Origin of the sequence: Micromonospora sp. NPDC023644 (assembly GCF_040640115.1) — a bacterium.
Taxonomy (GTDB): Bacteria; Actinomycetota; Actinomycetes; order Mycobacteriales; family Micromonosporaceae; genus Micromonospora.
On sequence record NZ_JBFABA010000042.1, the window covers coordinates 1 to 21267 of the forward strand.

General features: G+C 72.0%; 20 protein-coding genes. 11 read left to right on the forward strand and 9 right to left on the reverse strand.

The features are described 5' to 3' along the window. The first annotated feature begins 154 nt into the window (after positions 1-154). The 8 genes from AB0G08_RS23500 (at position 155) to polA (ending at position 9273) form a co-directional block, all read left to right on the forward strand. Positions 155-1105, forward strand: coding sequence for a branched-chain amino acid ABC transporter permease (locus AB0G08_RS23500; RefSeq protein WP_357868568.1), 951 nt, complete (start codon positions 155-157; stop codon positions 1103-1105). Beyond that, positions 1102-2211: a branched-chain amino acid ABC transporter permease gene (locus AB0G08_RS23505; protein ID WP_358091496.1), complete on the forward strand. Its 1110-nt coding sequence runs from the start codon at positions 1102-1104 to the stop codon at positions 2209-2211. The genes AB0G08_RS23500 and AB0G08_RS23505 overlap by 4 nt, the downstream gene beginning before the upstream one ends. 46 nt (positions 2212-2257) lie before the next feature. Continuing rightward, positions 2258-3049, forward strand: a complete 792-nt coding sequence (locus AB0G08_RS23510; RefSeq protein WP_358091572.1) for an ABC transporter ATP-binding protein — start codon at positions 2258-2260, stop codon at positions 3047-3049. Beyond that, positions 3039-3749: an ABC transporter ATP-binding protein gene (locus tag AB0G08_RS23515; protein ID WP_357868574.1), complete on the forward strand. Its 711-nt coding sequence runs from the start codon at positions 3039-3041 to the stop codon at positions 3747-3749. The genes AB0G08_RS23510 and AB0G08_RS23515 overlap by 11 nt, the downstream gene beginning before the upstream one ends. A 33-nt stretch (positions 3750-3782) precedes the next feature. Then, complete coding sequence (locus AB0G08_RS23520) at positions 3783-4697, forward strand: ABC transporter substrate-binding protein (RefSeq protein ID WP_358091498.1); 915 nt, start codon at positions 3783-3785, stop codon at positions 4695-4697. A gap of 2 nt (positions 4698-4699) precedes the next feature. Next, entirely contained in the window at positions 4700-5680 is a 981-nt protein-coding gene (locus AB0G08_RS23525; protein WP_357868580.1) for an amino acid ABC transporter permease, read from the forward strand. After that, positions 5677-6486: an amino acid ABC transporter ATP-binding protein gene (locus AB0G08_RS23530; RefSeq protein WP_358091500.1), complete on the forward strand. Its 810-nt coding sequence runs from the start codon at positions 5677-5679 to the stop codon at positions 6484-6486. Before AB0G08_RS23525 ends, AB0G08_RS23530 begins: the two co-directional genes overlap by 4 nt. An 87-nt stretch (positions 6487-6573) precedes the next feature. Then, the gene (polA, locus tag AB0G08_RS23535; protein WP_358091502.1) at positions 6574-9273 is read left to right on the forward strand and encodes a DNA polymerase I; all 2700 of its coding nucleotides are present in this window, start codon (positions 6574-6576) and stop codon (positions 9271-9273) included. 229 nt (positions 9274-9502) lie between these two features. Here the strand turns inward: polA and AB0G08_RS23540 are convergent, their stop codons facing one another. Genes AB0G08_RS23540 through AB0G08_RS23565 form a run of 6 tightly spaced genes read right to left on the reverse strand, consistent with a single transcriptional unit; the run spans position 9503 to position 12785 of the window. Further along, complete coding sequence (locus AB0G08_RS23540; RefSeq protein ID WP_358091504.1) at positions 9503-9868, reverse strand: MerR family transcriptional regulator; 366 nt, start codon at positions 9866-9868, stop codon at positions 9503-9505. Positions 9869-9917: 49 nt separating this feature from the next. Continuing rightward, a complete protein-coding gene (locus tag AB0G08_RS23545) occupies positions 9918-10667 on the reverse strand; it encodes an SDR family oxidoreductase (protein WP_358091506.1) in 750 nt (249 codons plus the stop codon). 50 nt (positions 10668-10717) lie between these two features. Continuing rightward, positions 10718-11068: a DUF3140 domain-containing protein gene (locus tag AB0G08_RS23550; protein ID WP_101411732.1), complete on the reverse strand. Its 351-nt coding sequence runs from the start codon at positions 11066-11068 to the stop codon at positions 10718-10720. Beyond that, the gene (locus AB0G08_RS23555) at positions 11055-11276 is read right to left on the reverse strand and encodes a DUF2945 domain-containing protein (protein WP_121400637.1); all 222 of its coding nucleotides are present in this window, start codon (positions 11274-11276) and stop codon (positions 11055-11057) included. Before AB0G08_RS23555 ends, AB0G08_RS23550 begins: the two co-directional genes overlap by 14 nt. Before the next feature lie 46 nt (positions 11277-11322). After that, the gene (locus tag AB0G08_RS23560; RefSeq protein ID WP_358091509.1) at positions 11323-11925 is read right to left on the reverse strand and encodes a Uma2 family endonuclease; all 603 of its coding nucleotides are present in this window, start codon (positions 11923-11925) and stop codon (positions 11323-11325) included. Then, on the reverse strand, positions 11922-12785 hold the full coding sequence (locus AB0G08_RS23565) for a class I SAM-dependent methyltransferase (protein ID WP_358091511.1): 864 nt from the start codon (positions 12783-12785) through the stop codon (positions 11922-11924). The genes AB0G08_RS23560 and AB0G08_RS23565 overlap by 4 nt, the downstream gene beginning before the upstream one ends. A gap of 297 nt (positions 12786-13082) precedes the next feature. On the opposite strand from AB0G08_RS23565, the gene rpsA reads away from it, so the two are divergent. Further along, positions 13083-14678, forward strand: a complete 1596-nt coding sequence (gene rpsA, locus AB0G08_RS23570) for a 30S ribosomal protein S1 (protein ID WP_088999324.1) — start codon at positions 13083-13085, stop codon at positions 14676-14678. Positions 14679-14869: 191 nt separating this feature from the next. Here the strand turns inward: rpsA and AB0G08_RS23575 are convergent, their stop codons facing one another. Beyond that, the gene (locus AB0G08_RS23575) at positions 14870-15490 is read right to left on the reverse strand and encodes a GyrI-like domain-containing protein (RefSeq protein ID WP_358091513.1); all 621 of its coding nucleotides are present in this window, start codon (positions 15488-15490) and stop codon (positions 14870-14872) included. Continuing rightward, positions 15474-16007: a PadR family transcriptional regulator gene (locus tag AB0G08_RS23580; RefSeq protein WP_358091516.1), complete on the reverse strand. Its 534-nt coding sequence runs from the start codon at positions 16005-16007 to the stop codon at positions 15474-15476. Before AB0G08_RS23580 ends, AB0G08_RS23575 begins: the two co-directional genes overlap by 17 nt. Before the next feature lie 128 nt (positions 16008-16135). Here AB0G08_RS23580 and coaE point away from each other — a divergent pair, with 128 nt between their 5' ends. Further along, the gene (gene coaE, locus AB0G08_RS23585) at positions 16136-17317 is read left to right on the forward strand and encodes a dephospho-CoA kinase (RefSeq protein ID WP_358091518.1); all 1182 of its coding nucleotides are present in this window, start codon (positions 16136-16138) and stop codon (positions 17315-17317) included. 4 nt (positions 17318-17321) lie between these two features. Here the strand turns inward: coaE and AB0G08_RS23590 are convergent, their stop codons facing one another. Further along, on the reverse strand, positions 17322-18656 hold the full coding sequence (locus tag AB0G08_RS23590; RefSeq protein WP_358091520.1) for a hypothetical protein: 1335 nt from the start codon (positions 18654-18656) through the stop codon (positions 17322-17324). Positions 18657-19087: 431 nt separating this feature from the next. Between AB0G08_RS23590 and uvrB the strand changes: the two genes are divergently transcribed. After that, positions 19088-21196, forward strand: coding sequence for an excinuclease ABC subunit UvrB (gene uvrB, locus AB0G08_RS23595; RefSeq protein WP_358091522.1), 2109 nt, complete (start codon positions 19088-19090; stop codon positions 21194-21196). Positions 21197-21267: the final 71 nt, after the last annotated feature.

Genomic DNA, 21267 nt, shown 5'->3' on the forward strand with positions numbered 1-21267 from the left:
TGGGGGGGTGTCCGTTCTCCCCGTACTCGCATACCCCGATGTCTTCCCGCTGTTGGGTGTTCCTGTTTTTGTTGTGTGTGCGGGGGTGCGGCCGGGAGCTCGCTCCCGGCCGCACCCCATTTTTCTCTCCAGACCCTGATGGAGTGTCCCTTCATTGAACTTCGACGACCTGTTCTCCAACTTCGGGACATACACGACGACCGGCCTGACGCAGGGCGCGATCTACGCCCTGGTCGCGCTCGGCTACACGCTGGTCTACGGCGTGCTGAGACTCATCAACTTCGCCCACTCCGAGGTCTTCATCGCCGGCGCGTTCGCGGCGATCTGGACCTGGAACGGCTTCGGGCTCGACCAGAACTCGCAGGTCAGCGGGATCGGCTCGATCCTGTTCTACCTGCTGGTGGCCATGATCGTCGCGGCGATCGCCTCGGCGGGCACCGCGACGGTGATCGAGCGGGTGGCGTACCGGCCGCTGCGTAAGCGCAACGCGCCGCCGCTGGCCTTCCTGATCACGGCGATCGGCGCGTCCATCGCCATCTCGGAGGCGTTCGGCATCTGGACCCGGCGCCGCCCGGAGGGCGCCCCCATCCTGGTCAGCCAGGACCCGCTGTTCCACGTCTTCGGCGTGCCGATCGACGCGGTGCAGCTGCTCACCCTCGGCGCCGCGTTGGCGATGATGATCGCGCTGGACCTGTTCATCAACCGCAGCCGGGTCGGTCGCGGCATCCGGGCGGTGGCCCAGGACGCCAACACCGCCGCGCTGATGGGCGTGAACAAGGACCGGATCATCCTGATGGTCTTCATCGCCGGTGGCGCGATGGCCGGCGTCGCCGGCCTGCTCTACGACGTACGGATCCAGACCCTCACCTACAGCGTCGGCTTCCTGCTCGGCCTCAAGGCGTTCACCGCCGCGGTGCTCGGCGGCATCGGCAACCTGCGCGGCGCGCTGCTCGGCGGCCTGCTGCTGGGCGTGGTGGAGAACTACGCCTCCGGCCTCTTCGGCAGCGAGTGGAAGGACTTCGCCGCGTTCGCGCTGCTGGTGGTGCTGCTGATGTTCCGGCCGACCGGTCTGCTGGGTGAGTCGCTGGGGAGGGCGCGGGCATGACGACCGTCTTGGAAAAGGTGCGCACCGGCCGCGAGGCGGCCGGCGAACGGTGGCGCGGCGCGCCGCGCTGGGTGCGCTGGGCGCTGCTGGTCGCGGTGATCGCGTTCTTCTACGCGCTGCCGAACAAGGAGTTCTACCAGTACCTCGGGCCGATCCCGACCCCCGGTGCGAACTTCACCCAGGTGATGTTCACCGTCTCGATCTACGTGCTGCTGGCCGTCGGTCTGAACATCGTGGTCGGCTTCGCCGGCCTGCTCGACCTCGGCTACTTCGGCTTCTTCGCCGTCGGCGCGTACACCGTGGCGGTGCTGACCTCGCCGAGCAGCGACATCAAGACGCTGTGGCCGTGGCTGCTGGCGGTGCCGGTGGCGATCGCCCTGACGATGCTCTCCGGCGTGATGCTCGGTACGCCGACCCTGCGGCTGCGGGGCGACTACCTGGCGCTGGTGACGCTCGGCTTCGCCGAGATGATCCGCATCGGCGCGGTCAGCTCGGAGTTCCTCAAGGGCCAGCGGGGCTTCAACCAGATCCCGCACCCCCCGGGCCAGTACGCCGACGGCAAGCCGGTCTTCGGCGTGCTCGACGCCCGGCCGTACTACTGGCTGGTGCTCACGGTGATCATCCTGGTGGTGATCGGCGTGCGGAACCTGACCCACAGCCGGGTCGGGCGGGCCTGGATCTCCATCCGCGAGGACGAGGACGCCGCGCAGCTCATGGGCGTGCCGACGTTCAAGTTCAAGCTCTGGGCGTTCGCCGCGGGCGCCGCGATCGCCGGCCTGGCCGGCGCGTTGTTCGCGGGCAAGCAGAACTTCGTCAACTCGCAGAACTTCGAGCTGCTGAACTCGATCATCATCCTGGCCGCGGTCATCTTCGGTGGCTCCGGCAACATCGTCGGCGCGATCGTCGGCGGTGGCCTGGTGGCGTACATGATCGAGCGGTTCCGCGGCATCGAGCTGTTCGGCGTCGAGCTGTACGAGTACCGGTTCCTGTTCTTCGGCCTGGTGCTGGTGGTCATGATGATCTTCCGGCCGGAGGGTCTGATCCCCAACCGACGACGTGCGGCGGAGTTCAAGGATCGCCGCAAGGAGGTGACCGTCGGTGAGTGACACCGAGCAGACGCCGGTGGTCCCGGCGCAGGCCGGCGCGCCGGCCGTGGAGGCGGTTTCCACCCGGGAGCCGCTGCTGGAGGTCGACAAGGTCACGCTGCGCTTCGGCGGCGTGGTCGCGTTGAACGAGGTGGACTTCACCCTCTACAAGGGCGAGATCCTCGGTCTGATCGGCCCGAACGGCGCCGGCAAGACCACCTGCTTCAACGCCATGACCGGTATCTACCAGCCCACCGAGGGGCAGATCCGGTTCCGCGGCCAGCGGATCAGCGGCAAGAAGCGGCACCAGATCACCAAGATGGGCATGGCGCGGACGTTCCAGAACATCCGCCTCTTCCCGGAGATGACGGCGCTGGAGAACGTCCTGGTGGGCGCGGACGCGCACAACAAGACGAGCGTCATCTCCGCGCTGTTCCGCCTGCCGCGGTACTGGAAGGAGGAGCGCGCGAGCCGGGAGAAGGCCGAGCGCCTGCTGGAGTTCGTCGGCATCCGCAAGCGGATGCACGAGTTCGCCCGCAACCTCTCCTACGGCGAGCAGCGGCGGCTGGAGATCGCCCGCGCGCTGGCCACCGACCCGGTGCTGCTCTGCCTGGACGAGCCGGCTGCCGGCTTCAACCCGGCGGAGAAGGAGGAACTGCTCCAGCTCATCCGGCAGATCCGGGACACCGGCGTGACCGTGCTGCTCATCGAGCACGACATGCGCCTGGTCATGGGGGTCACCGACCGGATCGTGGTGCTGGAGTTCGGAAAGAAGATCGCCGAGGGGCTGCCCGCCGAGGTGCGGGAGAACCCGAAGGTGATCGCGGCGTACCTGGGGGTGCCGGACGATGCTGCTTGAGATCGACGATGTGAGCCTGCTCTACGGGCGGATCCAGGCGCTGCACGGCATCAGCCTGACGGTGGACGAGGGCGAGATCGTCGCCCTGATCGGCGCCAACGGCGCCGGCAAGTCGACCACGATGCGGGCGATCTCCGGAATCCGGCCGGTCGCCAGCGGCAGCATCCGGTTCGACGGTGAGGACATCACCAAGCTCCGGGCGGACCTGCGGGTCCGGCGGGGGCTGTGCCAGGCCCCCGAGGGCCGCGGAATCTTCCCCGGCATGACGGTGCTGGAGAACCTGGACATGGGCGCGTACACCCGGCGCGACCGGGCCGGCATCGCCCAGGACCTCGACCGGGTGCTGGGGCTCTTCCCGCGCCTGGCCGAGCGGCGCAAGCAGCACGGCGGCACCCTCTCCGGCGGCGAGCAGCAGATGCTGGCCGTCGGGCGGGCGCTGATGAGCCGGCCGAAGCTGCTGCTGCTCGACGAGCCCTCGATGGGTCTGGCGCCGATGCTGATCCAGCAGATCTTCGACATCATCGTCGAGATCAACCAACAGGGCACCACCGTCCTGCTCGTCGAGCAGAACGCCCAGCAGGCGCTGGCCCGCGCCCACCGGGCGTACGTGCTGGAGACCGGCCGGATCGTCAAGAGCGGCACCGGCGCCGAGCTGCTGCACGACCCGGCGGTCAAAGAGGCCTACCTCGGCGTGGCCTGACCGGCCGTCACCCCTCATCGCAAGGAGTACCCCATGTTCCTCATCAGTGGCGGCCGCCGGGCCGTTCTCGGCGTCACCGGCGCCGCGCTGCTGGCCATCTCGCTGGCCGGCTGCGGCGAGAAGGAGAGCGGCACCGAGCAGCCCGGCGCCGGCCCCACCGTCACCGCCGCCGCCGACTCGGCGCTGGCCGCGAAGGTGCCCGACGCCGTCAAGGCCGACGGCGTGCTCAAGGTCGGCACCGACTCGACGTACGCCCCGGCGGAGTTCCTCGACGCCGACGGCAAGACGGTCGTCGGCTTCGACATCGAGCTGTTCAACGCCGTCGCGCAGAAGCTCGGCCTCAAGGCCGAGTACGAGTCGGCCCCGTTCGACTCGATCCTGCCCGGCGTGGACTCGGGCAAGTACGAGGTCGGCGTCTCCTCGTTCACCATCAACGCCGAGCGGATGAAGACCGTCAACATGGTCAGCTACTTCTCCGCCGGCACCCAGTGGGCGACCAAGGCCGGCAACCCGGCCAAGGTCGACAGCGAGAACGCCTGCGGCAAGAAGATCGCCGTGCAGGTCGGCACCGTGCAGCTCGACGACATCACCGCCCGGTCGAAGAAGTGCACCGACGCCGGCAAGCCGGCGATCACGATCGACCAGTACCAGGCGCAGAGCGACGCCACCGCCGCGGTGGTCAGCGGCAAGGACGACGCCATGCTGGCGGACTCCCCGGTCGGCGCGTACGCGGTGAAGCAGAGCAGCGGCCAGCTGGAGCTGCTCGGCGACATCTACGAGTCCGCCCCGTACGGCTACGCGGTGAAGAAGGACCAGGCCGCGTTCGCCGAGGTGCTGAAGGAGGCCGTCGCGGCGGTCATCGCCGACGGCACGTACCAGACCGCGCTGAAGAAGTGGGGCGTCGAGGGCGGCGCCATCACGACCCCGGCGCTGAACCCGACCAGCTGACCATGCCGGTCGAGACTGACACACCCGAACGGGCACGGCCGGAACCCATCCAGGCCGTGCCCGTGCGGCATCCCGGGCGGTGGGTCGCCGTCGCCGTGATCGGGGTGCTGGTGGCCATGTTCGTCCACCTGCTGGTGACGAACAAGGCGTTCAACTGGTCGTTCATGGTCGACGAGATGTTCCGGCCGCCGATCATCGAGGGGGTGCGCGGAAGCATCGCGCTGCTCCTGACCTCCATGCTGATCGGCATCGGGCTGGGCGTCGTCCTCGCCATCATGCGGCTGTCGGAGAACCCGATCCTGCGCGGCGTCGCCTGGGCGTACACCTGGTTCTTCCGGGCGGTGCCCCGACTGGTGCTGGCGATCCTCTTCGGCAACCTCGGCATCCTGTGGGCGCGGATCGAGTTCGGGCTGCCGTTCGACCGGCAGATCGGCGCCCTGTTCGGGGTCGACGACTTCGAGGCGCGGCTGTTCGGCTTCTCCGCCGTGGAGATCCTGACCGGCTTCGTCGCCGGCATGCTGGCGCTGGGCCTGTCCGAGGCCGCCTACATGGCGGAGATCGTCCGGGCCGGCATCCAGTCGGTGGACGAGGGGCAGACCGAGGCCGCCCAGGCGCTGGGCATGCGGCGCGGGCAGATCCTGCGCCGCATCGTGCTGCCGCAGGCCATGCGGGTGATCGTCCCGCCGACCGGCAACGAGACCATCGCGATGCTCAAGGACACCTCGCTGGTGGCCTTCGTGCCGGTCTCCACCGAGCTGTTCTTCCAGCTCAGGGCCGTCGGTAGCCGGACCTTCCAGGTCTTCCCGATGCTGGTCGCGGCGACCATCTGGTACCTGCTGCTGACCAGCGTGCTGCTGGTCGGGCAGTACTACCTGGAGCGGCACTTCTCCAAGGGCGTCGGGCGCACCGGGCGGGCGAAGACCAAGCTGCGGGGCCTCGCGGCGGAGAGCGGCGGCACGACGGGGAAGGTGGACGGCGCATGACCGGGCTGACGGTGCCGGCGCAGGCCGGCGGGCCGGCGGTGGACTCCGGGCCGATGGTCCGGGCCGAGCAGGTGCACAAGTCGTTCGGGGCGATCGAGGTGCTCAAGGGCATCGACCTGGAGGTCCGCAGCGGCGAGGTGTGCTGCCTGCTGGGTCCCTCCGGCTCCGGCAAGTCGACGTTCCTGCGCTGCATCAACCACCTGGAGAAGATCAACGCCGGTCGGATCTGGGTGGACGGCGACCTGATCGGCTACCGCGAGCGCGGCGGCAAGCTGCACGAGATGCGGGAAAAGGACGTCGCCGCGCAGCGCCGGGCGATCGGCATGGTGTTCCAGCGGTTCAACCTCTTCCCGCACATGACCGCCCTGCAGAACGTCGCCGAGGCGCCGGTGCTGCTGGGCCGCGAGAAGAAGGCCGCCGCCCGGGACCGGGCCGCCGCCCTGCTGGAGCGGGTGGGGCTGGGCGACAAGCTCGGCAACTACCCGGGCCAGCTCTCCGGCGGCCAGCAGCAGCGGGTGGCGATCGCCCGGGCGCTGGCGATGCAGCCGAAGCTGATGCTCTTCGACGAGCCCACCAGCGCGCTCGACCCAGAGCTGGTCGGCGAGGTCCTCGACGTGATGAAGGACCTGGCGCGCGAGGGCATGACGATGATCGTGGTCACCCACGAGATCGGCTTCGCCCGGGAGGTCGGCGACTCGCTGGTCTTCATGGACGGCGGCGTCGTGGTCGAGTCCGGCGTGCCCCGCGAGGTGATCGCGAACCCCCGGCACGACCGGACGAAGGCGTTCCTGGCCAAGGTGCTCTGAGCGGCACGCCGGCGCGGCCCACCCGGGCCGCGCCGGCGCCCGTGCCGGTGTCCCGGAGTGTCGGAGCGGGCGGCTAGAGTCGCTGCCGTGACAGCTACGACGCCGCGCCTGCTTCTCGTCGACGGACATTCCATGGCATACCGGGCGTTCTTCGCCCTGCCGGTGGAGAACTTCTCCACCACGACGGGGCAGCCGACCAACGCGGTCTACGGCTTCACGTCCATGCTGATCAACGTGCTGCGCGACGAGCAGCCGACGCACATCGTGGTCGCCTTCGACGTCTCCCGCCGCTCCTTCCGCACGGAGAAGTACGCGGAGTACAAGGCCGGCCGCAGCGAGACCCCGACCGACTTCAAGGGCCAGGTGAGCCTGGTCAAGGAGGTCCTCGCGGCGCTGCGCATCCCGGTCGTGGAGAAGGAGGGCTTCGAGGCCGACGACATCATCGCCACCCTCGCCTGCCAGGCCCGCGACCAGGGCATGTCGGTGCTGATCAGCAGCGGCGACCGGGACGCGTTCCAGCTCGTCGGCGACCGGATCACGGTGCTCTACCCGCGCAAGGGCGTCTCCGACCTGGCCCGGATGGACCCGGCGGCGATCGAGGCGAAGTACGGCGTCCCCCCGGAGCGCTACCGCGACCTGGCCGCCCTGGTGGGCGAGACCAGCGACAACCTGCCCGGCGTGCCCGGCGTCGGCCCGAAGACCGCCGCGAAGTGGATCACCACCTACGGCGGGGTCGACGGGGTCGTCGCGCGGGCCGACGAGATCAAGGGCAAGGCCGGCGACAGCCTGCGCGAGCGGCTCGCCGACGTGATCCGCAACTACGAGATCAACTGTCTCGTCTCCGACCTGGAACTGCCGCTGCGTCCCGAGGACGCGCGCTGGGAGGGGTGGGACCGCGAGGCCGTCCACCAGGTCTTCGACACCCTCGAGTTCCGCATCCTGCGCGACCGGCTCTACCAGTACCTGGAGGCGGTGGAGCCGGAGGCCGAGTCCGGCTTCGACCTGACCGGCGAGGTGCTCACCGCGCCCGGGTCGCTCGCCGGGTGGCTGGAGACGCACGCGCCGGCCGGCACCCCGGTGGGCGTGGCGGCGAAGCTCGACACCGGGCCCAACCGCCGGCACACCGCCTCCGTGACCGGGATGGCGCTGGCCACCGCCGGCGGCGCGGCGGCCTGGTTCGACCCCGCCACGCTGGAGGCGACCGACGAGGCGGCCCTGGCGGCCTGGCTGGCCGACGCCGGGCGGCCCAAGGTGCTGCACGACAGCAAGCCGGCGGTGCTGGCGTTCGCCGCGCACGGCTGGGGCCTGGAGGGCATCCTCCGCGACACCCAGATCGCCGCCTACCTGGCCCGCCCCGACCAGCGCTCCTACGACCTGACCGACCTGGCCCTGCGCTACCTGCACCGCGAGCTGCGGGTCGACGCCCCGGAGACCGGCCAGCTCACCCTGGAGGGGCTCGGCAACGACGGCGAGGCGGAGCAGAACCTCATGCTCCAGGCCCGCGCCACCCTCGACCTGGCCGACGCGATCGACGCCGAGCTGTCCCGCGACGGCGAGCAGTCGGCGCGGCTGATGGCCGGGGTGGAGCTGCCGCTGATGCGGGTGCTCGCCGCCATGGAACGCACCGGCATCGCCGCCGACACGCACTACCTCTCCGAGCTGGAGGCGCACTTCGCCGCCGAGGTGAAGGCCGCCGCCCAGGGGGCGTACGAGGCGGTCGGCCGGGAGTTCAACCTCGGCTCGCCGAAGCAGTTGCAGGAGATCCTCTTCGGCGAGCTGGGCCTGCCCAAGACCAAGAAGATCAAGACCGGCTACACCACCGACGCCGACGCCCTCCAGTGGCTCCACGCGCAGAACCCGCACCCGGTGCTGGCCCACCTGCTGCGCCACCGGGACGTGGCGAAGCTCAAGACGACCGTCGACGGGCTGCTCAAGTCGGTCTCCGACGACGGCCGCATCCACACCACCTTCAACCAGACGGTGGCCGCCACCGGCCGGCTCTCCTCGACCGAGCCCAACCTGCAGAACATCCCGATCCGCACCGAGGAGGGGCGCCGGATCCGCCGCGCCTTTGTGGTGGGGGAGGGCTACGAGTGCCTGCTCACCGCCGACTACAGCCAGATCGAGATGCGGATCATGGCGCACCTGTCGTCGGACGACGCGCTCATCGAGGCGTTCAACTCCGGCGCCGACTTCCACGCCGCCACCGCCTCGTCGGTCTTCGGGGTGCCGGTCGACGAGGTCACCGCCGACCAGCGGCGCAAGATCAAGGCGATGAACTACGGCCTGGCGTACGGGCTGAGCGCGTTCGGCCTCTCCCAGCAGCTCGGGATCACCGCCGAGGAGGCGCGCGGGCTGATGGAGAACTACTTCGCCGGGTTCGGCGGGGTGCGCGACTACCTCCAGGAGGTCGTCGCCCGCGCCCGGCACGACGGCTACACCTCCACCATCCTGGGCCGCCGCCGCTACCTGCCCGACCTGGTCAGCGACAACCGGCAGCGCCGGGAGATGGCCGAGCGGATGGCGCTCAACGCCCCCATCCAGGGCTCGGCGGCCGACATCATCAAGGTCGCCATGCTGCACGTCGACACCGCGCTGCGCGAGGCGGGTCTGCGCTCCCGGATGCTGCTCCAGGTGCACGACGAGCTGGTCTTCGAGGTCGCCCCGGGCGAGCGGGAGACCCTGGAGGCGCTGGTGCGGCGGGAGATGGGCGGGGCACACCCGCTCTCGGTGCCGCTGGAGGTCTCGGTGGGCGAGGGCCGCGACTGGAACAGCGCCGACCACTGACGGGCACCGTCCCGCGCGCGTCGGCACCGGCCCTGCCCGTGGAGGGCGGCAGGGCCGCGTCGCCGTCGAACTGAGCGGGACGGACGTGGTCGGGGTAGGGCGGCAGGGCCCGCGTCGCGGTCGAACCGTGCGGGACGGACGTGGTCGGGGTAGGGCGGCAGGGCCCGCGTCGCGGTCGAACCGTGCGGGACGGACGTGGTCGGGGGCAGGCGGCGGGTCCGCGTCGCCGTCAGACGTGCGGGACGGCCGTGCCCGCCGCGCGCAGGGCCGCCGCCAGCCGGTCGCGTACCGCCGTCTGCGCCGCGATGCGGGCGTCGAGTACCGCGAGCCGGTCCAGGGCGACCCGGACACCGGCGGGCGCGGGCGCGGCGGCGGCCACGTCCCCGTCCAGGCAGGGCAGGAACGTCCGCACGTCGTCCAGCGTCAGGCCGGCGGCCAACAGGTGACGGATGTTGCGCACCCGGCCGACCGATCGCTCGTCGTAGACCCGGTAGCCGTTGTGGGCCCGCCGGGAATCGAGCAGTCCGTGCCGCTCGTAGTGCCGCAGGGCGCGTGGGGTGGTGCCGGTGGCCTCCGCCAGCTCGCCGATCAGCATGGGTCCGCACCTCCGGGCACCGTTTCTACCAGGCCGGCAGCCGGCGCCGTCACGCGATCACGGCGCCACCGTCCACCGGCAGCACGACGCCGGTGACGAAGCCGGCCGCCGGGTCGGCGAGGCGCAGGATCGCCCAGGCCACCTCCTCGGGGCGGCCGACGCGTCCCAGCGGCGTCCGCTCCACCTGCCACCGGCGGACGTCGGCCTGCTGCTGCGGCGTCAGCCCCTGGTGCGCGCCGATCGGGGTGTCGACGGCGCCGGGCGCGACCGCCACCACCCGGATCCCGTGCGGCGCGAGTTCCACCGCCCAGCTGCGGGTCAGCGAGTCCAGGGCGGACTTGCCCGCCGCGTACAGCGAACTGCCCGGCCAGGCGCGTGACCCGACCGACGTGGTGACGTTGACGATTACGCCTCTGCTGTCGGTCAGCGCCGGCACCGCCGCCTGGGCGAGCAGGAGCGGCGCGACCAGGTTCGTCGCCAGGTGGCGCTCGACCGTCTCGGGGGCGAGGGAGCCGAGCGGGCCACCGCCGGCGACGCCCGCGTTGTTGACCAGGACGTCGAGGCGGCCGTGCCGCTCGGTGGCAGCGCCGACGATCAGCTCCGCGGCGCCGGGGGCGGTGACGTCGGCGACCAGCGGCTCGATGCCGGGGTGACCGGCGGCGGTCTCCGCCAGGGGCGCGGCCCGTCGTCCCACCGCGACGACGTGCGCCCCCTGGGCGCTGAACTCACGGGCGGTGGCCCGCCCGATTCCGGTACCCGCACCGGTGACGACGACGATCCTGCGTTGCGCTCGACTCATGGCGCGGATCGTCGGACCCTGCCGCCAGTGGCAGGGTCAAGCGGGCGAGCTCAGCGCTTCAGGGGGTCGTGGCCCCAGTTCATCAGCGACCAGCGCCACTTCGTGTCGCGGACGTCGCCGGAGGGGCGCTGCGCCATGTGCCGGCGGACGTAGCCGACGACCTTGCGCATGTGCCGGTAGTCGCCCTCGGAGAGCTCGGCACGCTTGCGCCGCAGCAGGTTGATGATCTTCCGGCCGGATTCGTGCCCGACCGACTCGCCGCCGCCGGAGCGCCCACCCTTGTGCCAGCCGACCTGCTTCGACTCGTCGGTCTCCAGCCACTTCGACAGCTCGGCCGGCTTCATGTTCACCGCCTCGGTGAACTCCCGGTAGGTGTCGCGGCCCTCGTCACCCCTGCTCATGGCGCAGCACCTCCGGTCGGTGTGCGACGTCCCGCCCCGAGTCGTCGTTGCGGATCCGGTACTGCGGGTCGTCCGGGGACGCGTTGACGGCGTGCCCGCGTACGTGCGTGCGTTCGGTGATCTTCTCCTTGACCACGCCGTACGCCCGGCCGCTGTGGCTGGCCCAGGAGACGTGGTCGCCCCTGCGGAACTCGCTCTGCTCGGCCATGCCGCGCGGGTACCCGGCGTCGACGGGCCGAAACGACGACCGCGGGCTACGGCGTGACGTCGGCGATCGGCAGCTTGATCTCGAATGGTTCGACCAGCTCGATCAGCTCCGCGCTGTCGGCGATCAGTTCGTACTGTCGCTCACCGCCCGGCCCGAGCCGATCGCCCCGCCGGTAGGCGTAGAGGTGGATGGGGTCCTGTTCGATCCGCCAGTAGAAGGGGATGCCTGCGGCGGCGTACTCGCCGGGCTTGGCGAACCGGTCGGTGCGGCGGGTGCAGGGCGACACCACCTCGACCGCGAGGACGACGTCGTCCGGCATGAGCAGCGACCGGTCGGCGGTCACCTCCGTCCGGCACAGCAGCACGTCCGGCTGCCGGCTGGTGTTCGCATTGAGGGCCACGCCGACGGCCTGTGTGGCACGCAGGTGTGCGGGGCAGTGGGTTCGCAGCCACAGCCAGAGCAGGCTGGAAATGTCCTGGTGGCCCAGGGTGGGGGAGGGTGTCACCTGGACGACTCCGTCGACGAGTTCGACGCGGGGGGCGTCGTCCGGCAGGTTGAGCAGGTCCTCCAGCGTGTAGTCGGCACGCTGCTGCCGGATCGGGTCCGGACACCATGGGCCAGGTGGTGTCGCGATCGGCTCGGCGCTCACCGGCTCAGCGTAACCCCGCGGCCCGCCTCGGACGTCGCACTGACTGTCCGGCTCGCGCGGGCGGGCTTCTCGGTGACGAAGATGGCGGTGCCGGGGAAGAGGCGGCCGCGCAGCGGGCTCCACTGCCCCCAGACGCCCTCGTGTCCCTCGGGCCACTCGGGCTCCACCAGGTCGACCAGGCGGAACCCGGCACCCACGATCTCGCGGACCCGGTCGCCGAGCGTGCGGTGCTGCTCGACGTAGGTGGCGTCGCCGGCCTCGTCCTGCTCCACGTAGGGGGAGCGGTCGAAGTACGAGTGCACGGCCGTCAGCCCGCCCTCGCCGGGGTCGTCGAGGAAGATCCACCGCATCGGGTGGGTCACCGAGAACACCCACCGGCCGCCGGGACGCAGCACCCGGAACACCTCGCGCATGACCGCCGCCGAGTCGGCCACGAACGGGACCGCCCCGAAGGCCGTGCAGGCCGTGTCGAACGCGGCGTCGGCGAAGGGCAGCGCCAGGGCGTCGGCCTGCACCAGCGGCACGCGTACGCCGGTGCGCGCGGCCGCCAGCGCGGCGTGCCGCAGCATGCCGGCGGACAGGTCCAGGGCGACCGGCCGGGCGCCCCGGGTGGCGAGCCACCGCGCGGCGGCGGCGGCCCCGCAGCCGAGCTCCAGCACCCGCCGTCCGGCCAGCTCACCCAGCAGCCGTACGTCGGCCTCGCGCACGCCCTCGGGACACCAGACGAAGTCCAGGTCGCCGAGGAAGCGGCCGTGCTCGGCCTGGTAGTCGTCGGCGTCGGCGTCCCACCAGCGGCGGTTCGCCCGGCGGGCCTCGGCGTCGCCGACCCGGCGCCGGGTCACCCGGCTGTCGTCATCCACCCGCTCACGCTAGTCCCGGCGGCGCCGATGGCCGGCCGACCCCCGCAGCGCGTGGCGTGGCGCCCGGCGCTACCGTTCACGGGTGATGCCCCTGTGACGGACGCGACACCTGCGACGCCTTCCTCCCGATATCTCCGCTTTCGCAGCTGACGAGGCGGCGAGAGGACGGGAGGCCTTGCACGCTGTGGTAATGCAGCGGGTAGGCTAGACGATGCGCTCGCGGATCGTGTGCCTCGGCAGGGAGCAGGTGCGCGGTCTCCGGGACCACTGGCGGAGCCACATCCATGATCTCACGCGATGATCTTTCGGTGTGCCCGGCGACGGATCCGCTGGCGCGAACAGGTCACCGCGACACACCAGCCTGCTGTGACACACCATCCGACCGGAGCAACCGCCCACATGACGAGCAGCATCGAGGCCCCCTCGAGCGCCACCCGGGTCACCCACGACGATCTCGGTTCCGAGGAGGCTTTCCTCGCCGCGATCGACGAGACCATCAAGTACTTCAATGACGGCGACATTGTCGAAGGCACCGTCGTCAAGGTCGATCGGGACGAGGTCCTGCTCGACATCGGCTACAAGACCGAGGGTGTCATCCCCTCTCGGGAGTTGTCGATCAAGCACGACGTGGACCCGGCCGAGGTCGTTTCGGTTGGTGACCACATCGAGGCCCTGGTCCTCCAGAAGGAGGACAAGGAGGGTCGTCTGATCCTCTCCAAGAAGCGGGCGCAGTACGAGCGGGCCTGGGGCACCATCGAGAAGATCAAGGACGAGGACGGCGTCGTCCGCGGCTCGGTCATCGAGGTGGTCAAGGGTGGCCTCATCCTCGACATCGGGCTGCGTGGCTTCCTGCCCGCCTCCCTGGTCGAGATGCGTCGGGTGCGTGACCTGCAGCCGTACGTGGGCCGTGAGCTCGAGGCCAAGATCATCGAGCTGGACAAGAACCGCAACAACGTGGTCCTGTCCCGCCGGGCCTGGCTGGAGCAGACGCAGTCCGAGGTGCGCACCGAGTTCCTCAACAAGCTGCAGAAGGGCCAGGTCCGCAAGGGCGTCGTGTCCTCGATCGTCAACTTCGGCGCGTTCGTCGACCTGGGCGGCGTGGACGGCCTGGTGCACGTCTCCGAGCTGTCCTGGAAGCACATCGACCACCCGTCCGAGGTCGTCGAGGTGGGCCAGGAGGTCGAGGTCGAGGTCCTGGACGTCGACCTGGACCGCGAGCGCGTCTCGCTGTCGCTGAAGGCGACGCAGGAGGACCCGTGGCGTCAGTTCGCCCGCACCCACGCGATCCAGCAGATCGTGCCGGGTAAGGTCACCAAGCTGGTGCCGTTCGGCGCCTTCGTCCGGGTGGACGACGGCATCGAGGGCCTGGTCCACATCTCCGAGCTGGCCGAGCGCCACGTGGAGATCCCGGAGCAGGTCGTCCAGGTCGGCTCCGAGGTCATGGTCAAGGTCATCGACATCGACCTGGAGCGCCGCCGGATCTCGCTGTCGCTCAAGCAGGCCAACGAGGGCTTCGTCGAGGGCGAGGAGCACTTCGACCCGACCCTCTACGGCATGGCCGCGACCTACGACGCCGAGGGCAACTACATCTACCCGGAGGGCTTCGACCCGGAGACGGGCGAGTGGCTCGAGGGGTACGACAAGCAGCGCGAGACCTGGGAGAACCAGTACGCCGAGGCGCGTCAGCGCTGGGAGGCCCACACCAAGCAGGTGCAGACCTCCCGGGCCGCCGACGCCGAGGCCGCTGCGAACCCGGCTCCGGCCGTCACCGGTGGTGGCACCACCACCTCGACGAGCGCGGCCCCGAGCCGCCAGGCCGAGGAGCCGGCCGGCACCCTGGCCACCGACGAGGCGCTCGCCGCTCTGCGGGAGAAGCTCGCCGGCGGCAAGTGACCCGCTGAACGACGACGGGCCCCGTCCCCGCGATCGCGAGATCGCCGGGGGCGGGGCCCGTCGCCGTTGCCCGACCTGCCCGCCGCGCGTCGCCTGCGTCCGAGGCGCTCGCGGTCGCGGCGGGTGGCCCGCCGCGCGCCGGCCGAGGGCGGTGGGGAGGACGCGCGGGTGAGGGCTGGCCGCCGTCGCGCCTACGCGGCGGCGACCGGTTGCCTCAGGATGGTGCGTTGCCGCTCGGGTGCGACCCGGCGGAAGTCGCTGAGGTAGATCTCGTGGTGTCTGCCCACCATCCGCAACCCGTTGCCCGGCACGAACTCGCCGTGCAGCCGCGCCAGCACCTCAGCCTCGTCGTCGAACGAGCCGACGTGCAGCGTCTGCACGCACCGCCCCTCGGAGAGCGTCTCCAGCCGGATGTCGTCGAGCCGCGACGGGCGGTTGCGGGCCCCGGCCTGCTCCACGGCGGCGGTGAACATGTCCCGGCCGATCCAGTCCGGGACCATGATCATCAGGGTCCAGTCCCACCGCGACTTGTCGCGTTCCGCGGTGAAGGAGGCCATGTCCTCGGCCCACCACAGGCCCTCCAGAGGCGGCACGACGTAGTCGCGCCCGAGCTCCCGTCTGCTGGCGAACTTCAGTTTGTAGGCCACCGGGTAGAGGGCTTCGACGGCGGCGGTGAACGCCGGTGAGGTGTTCGGGTCGCCGTGGCCGTCGACCATGAGGTACCGCATGTCGGGCACGTCCACGAGCCGGAACTCGCCCCGTCCGGCCTGGTAGGCGTCGACGGCCTTCTTGAAGTCAGTCTTCTCCGTCATGCGGCACCTGGGCTCGGGTGGCGAGCCACTGCCTTTCTGCCTCCAGGAGGCTCAGTGCGTACGAGAACACCTCGCGCGCCGGTCGCGGGAGGGGGGCCTGCGCCTGCTGCGCCACCTGGACCGCCCCGATGCGGGCCTCGACCCGCGCCAACCGGGTGCGCAGCGCCCGTGCGTACTCCCGGTCGGAGAGCAGGGGCAGGTTGGCGATCCCGACGAGAAGCGGGTGCCGGGCCGGCTGCGGATCCTCGATGAGGGCCAGCGTGGTGCGCGCCGCGACCTCCCGGCCCTCGGCGGTGGCGTGGAACACCCGGCGGGACTTCGGGGCGGCGGGGGCCTCGGGCACGTGGACGAGGCCGCGCCTCTCCAGCTTGGCGAGCAGGTAGTAGATGGAGGAGAACCCGACGTCGGACCACTGCCGGATGCCGCGTCGCTCGATCACCTGCTCCAGGTCGTAGCCGTGCCGGGCGCGTTCGATGATCAGGCCCAGCACGGTCAGCTCGGCGGGGGTCAGCTCCACGGGCATATCCTACTACTAGGATAGGGCTCCGGCGGGCGAGTTCCGCCGAGGTTCGGTCGGCCGCGGCGGGTGTCCGGACGAGGTGCCCCGGTGCCGGCGGCGCCGCGGTGATCCGGTTGACTGGTGTCGTGCTGAAGGTGGGACTGACCGGGGGAATCGGGTCCGGCAAGAGCGCCGTGGCGAGGCGACTGGCCGAGTGCGGCGCGGTGGTGGTCGACTCCGACCGGGTGGCCCGGGAGGTGGTCGCGCCGGGCACGGAGGGGCTGGCCGAGATCGTCGCGGCCTTCTCCGACCGGGTCCTCGACACCGACGGCGCCCTGGACCGGGCTGCGCTGGGCGCGCTGGTCTTCGCCGACGAGACGGCGCGCCGCCGGCTGGAGGCGATCACCCACCCCCGCGTACGGGCCCGCTCCGCCGAACTCGCCGCCGCGGCGGCACCCGACGCCATCGTCGTCAACGACGTGCCGCTGCTGGTGGAGGTGGGGCTCGCGCCCACGTACCACCTGGTGGTCGTCGTGCAGACGGAGGTGGCCACCCGGTTGGCGCGGCTGGCCCGCGACCGGGGGATGGACCGGGGGGAGGCCGAGCGGCGGATCGCCGCGCAGGCCGACGACGCCCGGCGCCGGGCCGCGGCGGACGTGCTGCTGACCAACGACGGCAGCCTCGCCGACCTGCACGCGGCGGTCGACGCGCTGTGGCGCGAGCGGCTGCGGCCCTACGAGGCGAACCTGCGCGAGCGGCGGCCGGCCGGGTCGGACCGCGTCGTGCTGGCGGAGGCCGACCCGACCTGGCCGCAGCAGTACGCGCGGCTGGCCGCCCGGATCCGGCACGCGATCGCCCCCGCCGACCTGCGCATCGACCACATCGGCTCGACCGCGGTCCCGGGGCTCGCCGCCAAGGACGTGATCGACATCCAGCTCACCGTCCCGACCCTCGCCGACGCGGACGGGCCGCTGGCCGAACGGCTCGCGGCGGCGGGATTCCCGCGCCTGTCCGGCGAGTGGTGGGACAACCCCCGTCCGCCGGGCAGCGGCCGGTGGGAGAAGCGCCTGCACGGCAGCGCCGACCCGGGCCGCCCCGTGCACCTGCACGTCCGCCCGGTCGACTCGCCCGGCTGGCGGTACGCGCTGCTGATGCGCGACCACCTGCGTGCCGACCCGGACCAGCGGGCGGCCTACCTGATGCTGAAGCGGGAGCTGGCGGCCTCCGCCCCGGACAGCGTCACCTGGACCACGGCGAAGGACCCGTGGTTCGACGAGGAGCACCTGCGCGCCGAGCAGTGGGCGGCGCAGACGGGCTGGCGTCCCTGACCGGTCAGCGGCCCGCCGCCGGGGTGCGAGCCGGCGTGAGCCGGGGCACCGTGGCGGGCGTCAGGTCGAGCTGGGCCCAGGCGCCGGCGCGGGTGCGCAGCTCCAGGCGGCGCAGCGCGCCGGCCCGGTCGATCCAGTAGCGCAGCAGCCCACGGGGCGTGCGCAACTCCACCACGTCGACGGTCTTCCCGGCGACGCTGTCGCCGCGCACCCGCAGGGCCGCGCCCCGCCCGCCGGGCGATCCGGCGGCCCGCAACGCCGCGTCGAGCAGCACGCCCAGCTCGCCCGCGCGCTGCGGGTCGGCGCGCCAGCCCCGGGCGGGCGGCGGCAGCGGCGGCCGGCCCGGCGACTCCACGGTGCCCGGGACCGTCGCGGCCGGCACCTCCGCCCGGCGTACGCCGGTGCCGTCGGCGCGCAGCAGCGTCCGGCGGTCCGGCACGTCGAGGTCGGCGACGGTCACGTACGCGGCCCGCCCGCTCCAGCTCACCCAGCCGGACCCGCGCAGGTTCGTGGCGGCGGCGACGGGCGCGGTCAGGGTCACGGCGGCGCCGCCGCGGGCGCGCAGCCGGGCGGGCAACCGGTCCAGGCGGCCCCGCTCGGCGATCGTCAGGGCGCGGGGCTGGCCGGGACGGCCGCCGAGGGCGTCGACCGGCCGAAGCGTGGGCCGGTCGGTCCGGTTCAGCTGTACGGTCACCGGCCCGACGCCGGCCAGCGCCGTCTCCAGCCGGTGCAGCCGGGCGTCGTGGTCGAGCCAGTAGCGCGGCTGCCCGTCCGGCGGCGAGGGTGGGGCCGACGCGCCCGGACCAGGCGGCGGCGCCTGGAGGATGTCGACCGGGGTCGCCCCGACCGTGGCGCCGCCGATCCGTCGCGCGGCGTCGGCCGGCGGCTCCGGGCGGTCCGCGGCGAGGCCGAAGAGCAGGTCGAGCCCGGCGGCCAGCCCCCGCCCGGCGGGCGGGTCGTGCAGCCGCCAGCGGTCCGCCGGCGGCACCAGCGGGGGCGGCGCCGGGGTCGGCACCGCCGTCGGGTCGGGACGCAGCAGGACCATCGTCGGGGTGGCCTGGAGCAGCCCCCGCTCGGCGCCCGCGCCGGGCCCGCCGACGTCGAGGTAGACCAGCGGCCGGGACCAGTCGACCCAGCCGACCAGTTCGGTGCGCGCCGCGCCGGTGCCCGCCGTCAGGCGCACCCCGGCGCGCAGGTCGCGGTAGTTGGTGACCCGCATCGCGGCCAGCCGCTCGCGCTCGGCGCCGGTCAGCGCCCGCGGCTGCTCCGCGCGGTCGGGCGCCCAGCTCAGCCCCACGACCAGCGCGGCGGCGGAGAGCACGGCCACGGCCGTGAGCACCAGCAGGACGGTACGTCGTCGGCCGGTCACCACCCGGGGGATGCCCCCGGTGTGGGCGTCGTCGTGCGGCGGGGGGCCCTGCGGCGGCGGTGTCGGGCCGGGACGGGCGGTCCGGGCGGCGGAGGTCTCCACGGGAGGTTGAACGGGATTCACCCCCGTGGGGTGACGAGCAGGGGCGCTCGCGGCGGCCGGTCAGCGCCTCACGCGCGACCACGTCGGGTGCGCACGCCGGACACGCCGGGTGCTGCGACCCCTGTGCCGGGGGCGGGCCGGCCGTGACGGCCTGGCCACCTGCCCGGTCGGCCGCCGCGAGCGGCCTACACGGAGAGCGTAGTCCGGTGAGATGCGCCACACAATGCGAATATTGAAGCCGATCACGGACCGGGCGTAGTCGCGTCACGGTGTCGGACCCCCGGCGTACCGTGGTGGTCATGGCGCTCGACATTCCCCGGCTCGACGGCCGTTTCCAGGTCATCAGCGAGTTCCAGCCGGCCGGCGACCAGCCGGCGGCGATCGACGAGCTGGAGCGTCGGGTCCGACGCGGCGACCGCAACACGGTGCTGCTCGGCGCGACCGGCACCGGTAAGAGCGCCACCACCGCGTGGCTGATCGAGCGGGTGCAACGGCCGACGCTGGTGCTGGCGCCCAACAAGACGCTCTGCGCGCAGCTGGCCAAGGAGTTCAGCGAGCTGCTGCCGCACAACGCGGTCGAATACTTCGTCTCCTACTACGACTACTACCAGCCCGAGGCCTACATCCCGCAGACCGACACCTACATCGAGAAGGACTCCTCGATCAACGAGGAGGTCGAGCGGCTGCGGCACTCGGCGACCATGTCGCTGCTCACCCGCCGCGACGTGATCGTGGTGGCGACCGTCTCGGCGATCTACGGGCTGGGCACCCCGGAGGAGTACCTCGACCGCGCGGTGCGGGTCGCGGTCGGGCAGGAGCTCGACCGCGACCAGCTGCTGCGCCGGCTGGTCGACATCCAGTACACGCGCAACGACATGGCCTTCAACCGGGGCACCTTCCGGGTCCGCGGCGACACGCTGGAGATCATCCCGGCCTACGAGGAGCTGGCCGTCCGGATCGAGCTCTTCGGCGACGAGGTGGAGAAGCTCTACTACCTCAACCCGCTCACCGGCGACGTGGTCAAGGAGGTCGACGGGCTGGTGATCTTCCCGGCCACCCACTACGCGGCCGGGCCGGAGCGGATGGAGCGGGCGATCCGCGACATCGAGGCCGAGCTGGCCGAGCGGCTGGCCGAGCTGGAGCGGCAGGGCAAGCTGCTGGAGGCGCAGCGGCTGCGGATGCGCACCACCTACGACATCGAGATGATGCGCCAGGTCGGGTTCTGCTCCGGCATCGAGAACTACTCGATGCACATGGACGGCCGGCTGCCGGGCAGCCCGCCGCACTGCCTGCTCGACTACTTCCCCGACGACTTCCTCACGGTCGTCGACGAGTCGCACGTGACCATCCCGCAGATCGGCGGCATGTACGAGGGCGACGCGTCGCGCAAGCGGATGCTGATCGACCACGGCTTCCGGCTGCCCAGCGCCGCCGACAACCGGCCGCTGCGCTTCGACGAGTTCCTGGAGCGGGTGGGCCAGATGGTCTTCCTCTCCGCCACGCCCGGCCCGTGGGAGCTGGAGCAGGCCCAGGGCGAGTTCGTCGAGCAGGTGATCCGGCCCACCGGTCTGATCGACCCGGAGGTCGTCGTCAAGCCGACCAAGGGCCAGATCGACGACCTGATGCACGAGATCAAGCTGCGCACCGAGCGCGACGAGCGGGTGCTGGTCACCACGCTGACCAAGAAGATGGCCGAGGACCTGTCCGACTACCTCCTGGAGAACGGCATCCGGGTGCGCTACCTGCACTCCGAGGTCGACACGCTGCGCCGGGTGGAGCTGCTGCGCGAGCTGCGCAAGGGCGACTACGACGTGCTGGTCGGCATCAACCTGCTCCGCGAGGGCCTCGACCTGCCTGAGGTGTCGCTGGTCGCCATCCTCGACGCCGACAAGGAGGGCTTCCTGCGCAGCGGCCGGTCGCTGATCCAGACCATCGGCCGGGCGGCCCGGAACGTCTCCGGTCAGGTGCACATGTACGCCGACAAGGTCACCCCGTCGATGGCCGAGGCGATCGGGGAGACCAACCGGCGGCGGGACAAGCAGATTGCGCACAACGAGGCGCACGGCATCAGTCCCGAGCCGCTGCGCAAGAAGATCCACGACATCCTCGACGACATCTACCGCGAGGCGGAGGACACCGAGAACAGCCGTGTCGGCGGAGCCGTGCGGCAGCTCTCCCGGGGCAAGGCGCCGGTCAAGGAGACCCGCAGCCGGAGCCGGTCCGGCGGTGCGGGGCCCGCGCGGGAGGGCATGGCCCGGGCCGAGCTGGCCCAGCTCATCCAGGAGCTCAACGACCAGATGCTGGCCGCGGCCCGGGAGCTCCAGTTCGAGCTGGCCGCCCGGATCCGCGACGAGGTCGCCGACCTCAAGAAGGAGCTGCGCGGCATGGACGCCACCGGCGTGAAGTGAGCGCCCCGAGCCCGCGCCCCGCCCGGGGCGACGAGGGCCGGCCGGCACACGCGACGGGTCTCTGATTGCGG

Excerpts from the sequence above, each read along its gene's own strand:
- AB0G08_RS23505 (WP_358091496.1), top strand. The coding sequence starts at position 1,102 with ATGACGACCGTCTTGGAAAAGGTGCGCACCGGCCGCGAGGCGGCCGGC.
- AB0G08_RS23515 (WP_357868574.1), top strand. The coding sequence starts at position 3,039 with ATGCTGCTTGAGATCGACGATGTGAGCCTGCTCTACGGGCGGATCCAG.
- AB0G08_RS23520 (WP_358091498.1), top strand. The coding sequence starts at position 3,783 with ATGTTCCTCATCAGTGGCGGCCGCCGGGCCGTTCTCGGCGTCACCGGC.
- AB0G08_RS23525 (WP_357868580.1), top strand. The coding sequence starts at position 4,700 with ATGCCGGTCGAGACTGACACACCCGAACGGGCACGGCCGGAACCCATC.
- AB0G08_RS23530 (WP_358091500.1), top strand. The coding sequence starts at position 5,677 with ATGACCGGGCTGACGGTGCCGGCGCAGGCCGGCGGGCCGGCGGTGGAC.
- AB0G08_RS23540 (WP_358091504.1), bottom strand. The coding sequence starts at position 9,868 with ATGCTGATCGGCGAGCTGGCGGAGGCCACCGGCACCACCCCACGCGCC.
- AB0G08_RS23545 (WP_358091506.1), bottom strand. The coding sequence starts at position 10,667 with ATGAGTCGAGCGCAACGCAGGATCGTCGTCGTCACCGGTGCGGGTACC.
- AB0G08_RS23550 (WP_101411732.1), bottom strand. The coding sequence starts at position 11,068 with ATGAGCAGGGGTGACGAGGGCCGCGACACCTACCGGGAGTTCACCGAG.
- AB0G08_RS23555 (WP_121400637.1), bottom strand. The coding sequence starts at position 11,276 with ATGGCCGAGCAGAGCGAGTTCCGCAGGGGCGACCACGTCTCCTGGGCC.
- rpsA (WP_088999324.1), top strand. The coding sequence starts at position 13,083 with ATGATCTTTCGGTGTGCCCGGCGACGGATCCGCTGGCGCGAACAGGTC.
- AB0G08_RS23575 (WP_358091513.1), bottom strand. The coding sequence starts at position 15,490 with ATGACGGAGAAGACTGACTTCAAGAAGGCCGTCGACGCCTACCAGGCC.
- uvrB (WP_358091522.1), top strand. The coding sequence starts at position 19,088 with ATGGCGCTCGACATTCCCCGGCTCGACGGCCGTTTCCAGGTCATCAGC.